This window comes from Ligilactobacillus acidipiscis DSM 15836 (assembly GCF_001435755.1).
Lineage (GTDB): Bacteria > Bacillota > Bacilli > Lactobacillales > Lactobacillaceae > Ligilactobacillus > Ligilactobacillus acidipiscis.
Map to the genome: position 1 here is coordinate 1 of NZ_AZFI01000091.1, position 8596 is coordinate 8596.

General features: G+C 43.9%; 6 protein-coding genes and 1 pseudogene. All 7 read left to right on the plus strand.

Annotated features, from left to right (window positions below):
• Nucleotides 1-408 precede the first annotated feature (408 nt).
• Nucleotides 409-2637 (plus strand): DNA helicase PcrA, encoded by a 2229-nt coding sequence (gene pcrA, locus FC65_RS06950; protein ID WP_156408594.1) that lies wholly within the window; start codon nucleotides 409-411, stop codon nucleotides 2635-2637.
• Nucleotides 2638-2772: 135 nt separating this feature from the next.
• The coding region (ligA, locus tag FC65_RS12440) for an NAD-dependent DNA ligase LigA (protein WP_235803096.1) at nucleotides 2773-4061 on the plus strand (1289 nt) is incomplete at its 3' end.
• A 1-nt stretch (nucleotide 4062) separates the two neighbouring features.
• Nucleotides 4063-4797, plus strand: a pseudogene (locus tag FC65_RS12445) (helix-hairpin-helix domain-containing protein); the annotation flags it as partial.
• Nucleotides 4794-5960: a CamS family sex pheromone protein gene (locus FC65_RS06960; RefSeq protein WP_056972066.1), complete on the plus strand. Its 1167-nt coding sequence runs from the start codon at nucleotides 4794-4796 to the stop codon at nucleotides 5958-5960. The pseudogene FC65_RS12445 and the gene FC65_RS06960, both read left to right, overlap by 4 nt.
• A gap of 360 nt (nucleotides 5961-6320) precedes the next feature.
• Nucleotides 6321-6623: an Asp-tRNA(Asn)/Glu-tRNA(Gln) amidotransferase subunit GatC gene (gatC, locus tag FC65_RS06965; protein ID WP_056972067.1), complete on the plus strand. Its 303-nt coding sequence runs from the start codon at nucleotides 6321-6323 to the stop codon at nucleotides 6621-6623.
• Between the two features lie 3 nt (nucleotides 6624-6626).
• Entirely contained in the window at nucleotides 6627-8090 is a 1464-nt protein-coding gene (gene gatA, locus FC65_RS06970) for an Asp-tRNA(Asn)/Glu-tRNA(Gln) amidotransferase subunit GatA (protein ID WP_010496862.1), read from the plus strand.
• On the plus strand, nucleotides 8090-8596 hold a 507-nt coding region (locus tag FC65_RS06975; RefSeq protein WP_477218330.1), incomplete at its 3' end, for an Asp-tRNA(Asn)/Glu-tRNA(Gln) amidotransferase subunit GatB. The genes gatA and FC65_RS06975, both read left to right, overlap by 1 nt.

Sequence of the window (8596 nt, forward strand, 5' to 3'; positions counted from 1 at the left end):
TATCAGTACCAAATATTATAGAACCAAAATTGTGGGCTCCTTTTTATTTACCAGACAAATGAAGCCTGAGTACATGATGTGGCCCAACTATCGCAAATGTGGGTTCAGATGGGAAGGATGTGGCCCCAAGTATCACATAAGAGGGTCCAGATGAAATCAAGAGTGCATGAGCTGAAAGATTAAACGGAATTGTTCGGTTCAGATATCTGCATCAGACAGAGAAACAATGTGGCAAGAACTTGAGTAAAATGTTCCTCACACTCTCATATATTTCACGTAAACACATCACTTTTCTCAAGGGACTAATTATCTGAATTGGATGCCTTTCCATGGGCTTAGTCGGTGCCCAAGCAGAGGTGTCCTGTGCTATAATGAAACAGACTGAAGATTTAGAGAGGATTGAATAATTTGGGTCAAAATAACCTACTAGACAAAATGAATGATATACAAGCACAAGCGGTTCGCTGTACAGAGGGACCGCTTTTGATCATGGCTGGAGCAGGCAGTGGTAAGACGCGTGTTTTAACGCATCGGGTCGCTTATTTGATCCAAGAAAAAAAAGTCTTGCCGTGGCATGTTTTGGCGATCACCTTTACCAATAAGGCTGCGCGAGAGATGCGTGAACGTGTTGACAAGTTATTAGGGGAAGCCGGCTCGGATATTTGGGTCTCGACCTTCCATGCTTTGTGTGTGCGGATCTTACGGCGGGAAGCTGAAAAAATCGGTTTTAACCGTTCGTTTACAATTGCCAGTCCTAGTGAGCAGCGGACGTTGATGAAACACATTCTAGCTGATCTGAATGTTGATACTAAGCGCTACGATCCTCGGATGGTTTTAAGCAATATTTCAAATGCTAAAAATGATCTGTTAACGGTCGATGATTATAAGAAAAATGCTGAAAGTCCCGTGGAACAAATCACGGCACAGGCTTATGAAAAATATCAAGAAGAATTACGTAAGGACTCGGCGATGGACTTTGACGACCTGATCATGCAAACGATCGAGTTATTTACAAAAGATCGTGAAACTTTGGAGTACTACCAGCGTAAATTCCAGTATATCCATGTTGATGAATACCAGGATACTAACGAAGCTCAGTATCGTTTGGTCGGCATGTTGGCTGAAGGTTCCCGTAACCTTTGTGTCGTGGGTGATGCAGACCAGAGTATCTATGGTTGGCGTGGTGCTAACATGGAAAATATTATGAATTTTGAGAAAGACTATCCAGATGCCACAGTCGTTAAATTGGAACAGAATTACCGTTCTACTAAGACGATCTTGGATGCTGCTAACTCAGTTATCAAAAATAACGTTAACCGTAAAGTCAAAACTTTATGGACTGAAAATAAGGCTGGCGATAAGATCCACTATTATCGCGGCATGAATGCTAATGATGAAGCTTATTTTGTCGTTAAAAATATTCAGCAAAAGATCCGTGAAGAGGGCAGAAAGTACAATGATTTTGCCATTCTTTATCGGACTAATGCACAATCGCGTGTGATGGAAGAAACATTTGTCAAAACCAATATTCCATATAAGATCGTGGGCGCTCATCGTTTTTATGATCGAAAAGAAATCTTAGATATTTTGGCATACTTGCGTTTAGCAACTAATCCGCAAGATTCGATGAGTTTTAATCGGGTAGTCAATGAACCTAAACGTGGGATCGGTCAGGCTAGCCTGGATAAATTAAACGACTTTGCCGCTATGAACGGTTTAAGTATGTTGGAAGCTGCTGAAAATGTTGTGATGACTAATGTCACGGGCAAAGCTGCTAAGCAGTTAGAGAAGTTTGCTAAGTTAATGCGCGACTTGCACGAGATGGAAAAAAGTGCGACCGTGACGGAACTGACTGATGCGATCTTAGATCGTGCCGGTTACCGTCAAGCTTTGAAGAAAACACAGTCGCTGGAAAACGAAAGTCGTTTGGAAAACTTGGACGAATTCTTGACTGTGACCCAACAATTCGATTCATCCTGGCAAGAAGACGAAGAACATGAAGATCCATTCGTTGACTTCTTGGCCGAACTGTCGCTGGTTTCTGACCAGGACAGTGTCGATGAAGAACAAAATGAAGTGACGATGATGACTCTTCATGCTGCTAAGGGCTTGGAATTTCCAGTAGTCTTCTTGATCGGAATGGAAGAGGGGATCTTCCCGTTATCCCGTGCAATGACCGATGAAGATGAACTGGAAGAGGAGCGCCGATTAGCGTATGTCGGTATTACCCGCGCGCAACAAGAATTATTTTTGACTAATGCTTTTTCACGGATGTTATATGGGCGCAAACAAAATAACCCAACTTCTCGTTTTATCGAGGAGATCGATGATGACCTCTTACAGTCAGAAAATGAACAGCGGACGTCGAGTACCGGCTTCACACAGCATCGGACTGCTCGTCAGATCAACCCTTACAAGCAAGCTTCACTAAGACCAGGGACCGTGACGAAGCCAACTACGACCGGAGCCGAAAAGAAGGCTTGGAACGTGGGCGATAAAGTCTTCCACAAGGCTTGGGGTGAAGGAACAGTCGTGAAAGTTAGCGGTGAAGGTGAAAATACCGAGCTGGATATTGCTTTTGATTCGCAAGGTATCAAACGTTTGCTGGCATCCTTCGCGCCAATCAGTAAACGCTAGCCATAAGGTTTGGTAAAATTTTGGAATAAAGCTTAATTAATAGTTACCAGAGAAATAAAATAAGAAATGGTTGAAAAATTGGGAGTGACCATTTGTTTTACCAATTTTTCAATAGTAGTTTGAGGAGGAGAAACGATGGCCGCAGATCAGGCAAATGTCGCAGAACAAGCGCAAGAATTACGACAACAATTAAATCAATGGGGCCGGGAGTACTATGTTTTGAATCAGCCGACAGTCGAAGATGCAGTTTATGATCAGACTTACCGGCAGTTGCAGGACTTAGAAAAACAACATCCCGAAGTCATTACTGCGGATTCACCTACTCAGCGAGTCGGTGGACATATTTTATCCGGCTTTGAAAAAGTTACTCACGAAACACCAATGCTTTCACTCGGAGATGTTTTCTCAAAAGATGAATTGCGGGCCTTCATTGACCGCCTGCATACCAACGTTGATGAAAAGGTCGCCTTTAATTGTGAATTAAAAATCGATGGTTTAGCGATCTCATTGACATATGAGGATGGAGTCTTTGTCAAAGGCTCGACCCGTGGTAATGGGATGATCGGTGAAGACATCACTCAAAACTTGAAAACGATCAAGGCGATCCCTTTGCGCTTGAGCGAACCTGTTTCAGTCGAAGTTCGTGGTGAGTGCTACATGCCTAAGAGTTCTTTTGTACACTTGAATGAATACCGTGAAGAGCAGGGCTTACCGGTTTTTGCGAATCCGCGTAACGCGGCGGCCGGGTCTTTACGTCAATTGAATTCAAAGGTCACAGCGGCACGAAATCTGAGTACCTTTATCTATTACTTAATGGAACCAGAAAAATTTGGTGTCAAGTCACAAAGTGCTGCCTTAAAAAAGATGCATGAATGGGGCTTTAAGACGAATACCGCTTCACGTTTAGCAACTAATATGGATGAAGTTAACGCCTATATTGATGATTATCAGGACAAACGTACTCAGCTCGAATATGATATCGACGGGATCGTTTTGAAGGCTGATCCATTTACAGTCCAGCAAGAGTTAGGCAATACTGTCAAAGTTCCCCGCTGGGCGATCGCCTATAAATTTCCGCCAGACGAACAAGAAACTGTTGTCCGCGACATTGAATGGACGGTGGGACGGACTGGTGTGGTGACACCGACTGCGGTCATGGATCCAGTCCAATTGGCTGGTTCAACGGTGAGTCGGGCGTCATTACACAACCCCGACTACTTGGAAGAAAAAGGGATCCGCGTTTTAGATACCGTTAAGCTGCATAAGGCTGGCGATATCATTCCTGAAATTTCGGAGGTCGTGCTTGACAAACGTCCCGCTGACTCTACTTTATATGAGATCCCGACCCACTGCCCAGAATGCGGTGCAAAGCTGGTACACTTGGATGATGAAGTCGCATTACGTTGCGTCAATCCTAAATGCCCNTCACTTTTGAAAGAAAGTGTGATCCATTTCGCATCCAGAAACGCGATGGACATTCGGGGCTTGGGGAAACGGATCATCCAGCAAATGTTTGACTTGGAGCTGATCACGGATGTCGCTGATCTGTATAAGTTAACTAAAGAAGACTTGCTCAGGTTAGATAAGGTCAAAGATAAGTCAGCCTCTAATTTGCTTGAGGCTATCGATGCCAGCCGCCAAGAATCAGTGGAGCATCTGTTGTTTGGCTTAGGGATCCGGCATGTCGGTGCAAAAGCTGCACGGATCTTGGCGCAACATTTTGGCAGCTTGGATCAGATCAGTCATGCTTCGGCACAAGAAATCGAGGAGATCGATTCGATGGGTGGAGTTATTGCAGAAAGTATCGTTAAGTATTTTGCGACTGCTGAAGTGGCCGACTTGATCGGTGAATTAAAGAAACAAAAAGTCAACATGGATTATTTGGGCAAAACAGCCAGCCAAGTTGAAGAACAGGCTCAAGAAAGTGAATTTAACAAGCAGACGGTCGTTTTGACCGGAACGCTGGATACGATCACGCGAGCTGACGCTAAAAAATGGCTGCAAGAGCATGGCGCCAAAGTCACGGGCAGTGTCTCTAAGAAAACGACGCTTTTGATCGCGGGTCATGATGCCGGCAGCAAGCTGACTAAAGCCCAAGACTTAGGTACGCAGATCATGGATGAGGCACAGTTTGTTAAGAAAATGGAGGCAGAACGATGAAAAAAAAGGCAGCAATTGTTATCAGCTTGCTGATGTCGGTCCTGCTGATCAGTGCATGTTCGAATTCGTCCGATAATAACGGCGGTTCGACTAACACGGCACGTACAAATAAAACTACTTCAAAAAAAGGTTATCAGACTACGGGAAAAACTGCGGACTCAGATTACCAAGGTGTGATCAAGAACGGCAAGTACAAGACTAGTCGGGCACGTGGTGTCGGGATCACTCAGGACGCTGATAACATGTTGAACCTGCAGAGTTTTGAATCGGGGTTGACATCACTTTCTAAGACTCAATTTTCTCCTAAGAAGTATGTGTTCCAAGAAGGCCAGATCCTTTCGCGTTCGACCGTTGAAAACTGGCTAGACCGGCAATCAGGAGATAATCCTACGGGCTTAAACCCTAAAGATAACGGGCAAAAGGATGCTAAAAAGCGGACGCCGAAGTACATTCAACAAATCGAAGAACAAGATTACATGAATGATGATAACGGCAAGCTGAGTTTAGGCGGGATCACGATCGGGATCGGAATGAACCGTAAGGATTACTACCAAAAAGAGCAGTATGGTGCAACTTACTCGACCGATATTTCGCAAGATGAAATAATCAAGCAAGGCCGGATCGCAGCTGCCAAAATATTGGCTCGTTTACGGAAGGAAAAGGGCGTTACTAACGATACGCCGATCATGATCGCAATGTTTGAACAGGCTCCTAACGATAGTTTAGTCGGCGGTTCATTTTACTCTACAACACTTAGTAAGAGCGGTAACGAGATCAATAATTGGAAAGACACTCATTTGTCCAGTTATACTTTTCCAGCTACGGCCACTAAGTCGGTGCCAAATGACAATGATGAGACATCATTTGAAGTCTTCCAGAATAAGATCAAGGACTTCTTCCCGAACTTAGCAGGTGTGACGGCACAAGGACAGTACAAAAATAAGACGCTGCAAGGAATGAAGGTCAATATTACGACCCAGTTCTATAGTCAAACAGAGATCACAAGTTTCACGCAGTATGTCGCGCAAGCCGCACGGACATATTTGCCAACAGGGATCCCGATCGACATCACGATCAAGGGCGCCGATGGCACAGTCCAAGCTTTCTTATCGCGTGAAGATGACAATGGTGATTTCTATTCCCATGTTTTTAGCAGTTACTAATGTTAGAAAGCTCGGTGAATGTAGCAATTCTTTACAAATGCCGAAAAAATTTGCTAAAGACCTCTCAATTAAGATGCAAGAGTAAGTCAGTTAGAATGATGCGCACAATTGAGAGCTGTGGATAAATTTTCTCACTAAGCAGCAAATCACTGCTCTTTACAAATGATGGACAGCTAAAACTGTGATGTGTCACACAGACATGTCCAGTTTTTAGTTATATTAGTGCCAAACTTTTCTGGAAATATGCTAGAATAGCTAGTGTTAACTTGCAACATTTCTGCAATTTTTTGCGGGAAACAATAATTCTTTACAGCAGTATCAGATAACAAATTGAAAACAACGTAGAAAGAGGGAAACAAAATGGCAATCACAGCCGATGAAGTGAAGCATGTCGCCAAATTAGCCAAGCTCGAATTCACTGATGATGAATTACAAATGTTTGCTGGCCAGATGGATGATATCATCAAAATGGTCCAGCAGCTTGGTGAAGTTGATACAACAGGCGTTCCAGTAACATCTACCGTTGCTGAAGCTAAGAATGTCATGCGTGAAGACGTGGCAGTTAAGGGAACTGATCGTGACCAGTTGATGTATAATGTTCCTCAAAAAGACAAGGGCTTTGTTAAAGTTCCTGCAATTATTGATGAAAGCGAGGAAGGTTGATAAATGGATTACTTTAAAAATGACCTGTCATCGATCCATGCAGGTTTACTTAATAAAGATTTTAGTTCTAAAGAACTAACAACAGAAACCTTCAAGCAAATCAAGGCTACCGATGCCAAGATCGAAGCTTTTCTGACTTTGGACGAGAAACAAGCTTTGGCTGCTGCCCAAAAAGTTGATGAAAGGGGCATCACTGATGCTGACAAATTAGCCGGCATCCCAGTTGGTATCAAAGACAATATCGTTACAAAGGGTTTAAAGACAACTGCTGCAAGTAAGATTTTGGGTAACTTCGAACCAATCTACAACGCAACTGTGATGGATAAGTTGGAAGCTGCTCGCATGATCGACGTGGGTAAGTTGAACCTCGATGAATTTGCCATGGGTGGTTCTACTGAAAACTCGGCCTTTAAAATTACTAAAAATGCTTGGGACCAAACTAAAGTTCCTGGTGGTTCTTCTGGTGGACCGGCAGCCGCTGTGGCTTCTGGTCAATTGTTAGTTGCCTTGGGTACCGATACTGGCGGTTCGATCCGGCAGCCAGCTGCTTTTAACGGCATCGTTGGCGTTAAACCGACTTATGGCCGCGTGTCCCGTTATGGTGTGATCGCCTTTGGTTCTAGCTTGGATCAGGTCGGTCCAATGACTCGGACGGTCAAGGACAATGCCTTGATGTTGAGTGCCATTTCTGGTCATGACAAGCATGACTTTACTTCCTCTGAACGTGAAGTCCCTGATTTTACCGCTAAATTAAACGGCGACATCAAGAAAATGCGCATTGGTCTACCTAAAGAATTCATGGATAAAGGTGTTAATGAAGATGTACGTGCCGCTATTCAAAATGCGGCCAAGACCTTTGAAAAATTAGGTGCTGTTGTTGAAGAAGTTTCTTTGCCTTACAGCAAGTACGGTGTACCGGTCTATTACATCATTGCTTCGTCTGAAGCTTCTTCTAACTTGCAGCGTTACGATGGGATCCGCTATGGCTTTCGGGCTGACGATGTGAAGAATTTGGAAGATGTTTATGTGCGTTCCCGTTCCGAGGGCTTTGGTGACGAAGTCAAACGGCGGATAATGTTGGGGACATTCTCTCTTTCAGCCGGGACCTATGATGCATACTTCAAGAAGGCTGCTCAGGTCCGGACCTTGATCTGTCAAGATTTCGCCAACGTTTTTGCTAATTACGACTTGATCTTAGCGCCAACCACGACCTCAACGGCCTTTGGTATCGGTGAAGAGATCAATGATCCGGTGACAATGTATATGAATGATATTTTGACTATTCCAGTTAACTTGGCTGGTTTGCCAGGAATGTCGTTACCAGCAGGTTTTTCCAATGGTTTGCCGATCGGGATGCAGCTGATCGCACCGCAGTTTGGTGAAGAAACGATGTATCGTGCCGGTTATGCCTTTGAACAAGCAACTGACTTTCATAAAGAAGTACCAACGATCGGAGGGGAAAATTAATGAACTTTACCACAACAATCGGACTTGAAGTCCACGTTGAAATGAAAACTAAGTCTAAAGCATTTTCTCCCGCACCAGTCCAATATGGTCAAGCACCAAATATCAACACGAATGTGATCGACTGGGGTTATCCGGGAGTTTTACCTGAGGTCAACAAGGGTGCTTTGGAATATGGGATGCGTGCTGCTTTGGCTTTAAATTGCCAAATTACGAAAGATATTCATTTTGATCGGAAAAACTACTTCTATCCAGATAATCCGAAAGCTTATCAGATCACACAAGCTCAAACGCCAATTGGTCATGATGGTTTCTTAGAGATCGAACTGGAAGACGGTTCAACTAAGAAGATCGGGATCGAAGAAATGCATGTCGAAGAAGATGCTGGGAAAAATACCCATGATCCAGATGGATATTCCTACGTCGATTTGAACCGTCAGGGAACACCGTTGATCGAAATAGTTTCGAAACCAGATATTGCTTCGGCTGATGAAGCTTATGCCTACTTA

What these genes read in the sequence shown, in the direction of transcription:
- FC65_RS06960 (WP_056972066.1), top strand. Translation starts at nt 4,794, where the DNA reads ATGAAAAAAAAGGCAGCAATTGTTATCAGCTTGCTGATGTCGGTCCTG.
- gatC (WP_056972067.1), top strand. Translation starts at nt 6,321, where the DNA reads ATGGCAATCACAGCCGATGAAGTGAAGCATGTCGCCAAATTAGCCAAG.
- gatA (WP_010496862.1), top strand. Translation starts at nt 6,627, where the DNA reads ATGGATTACTTTAAAAATGACCTGTCATCGATCCATGCAGGTTTACTT.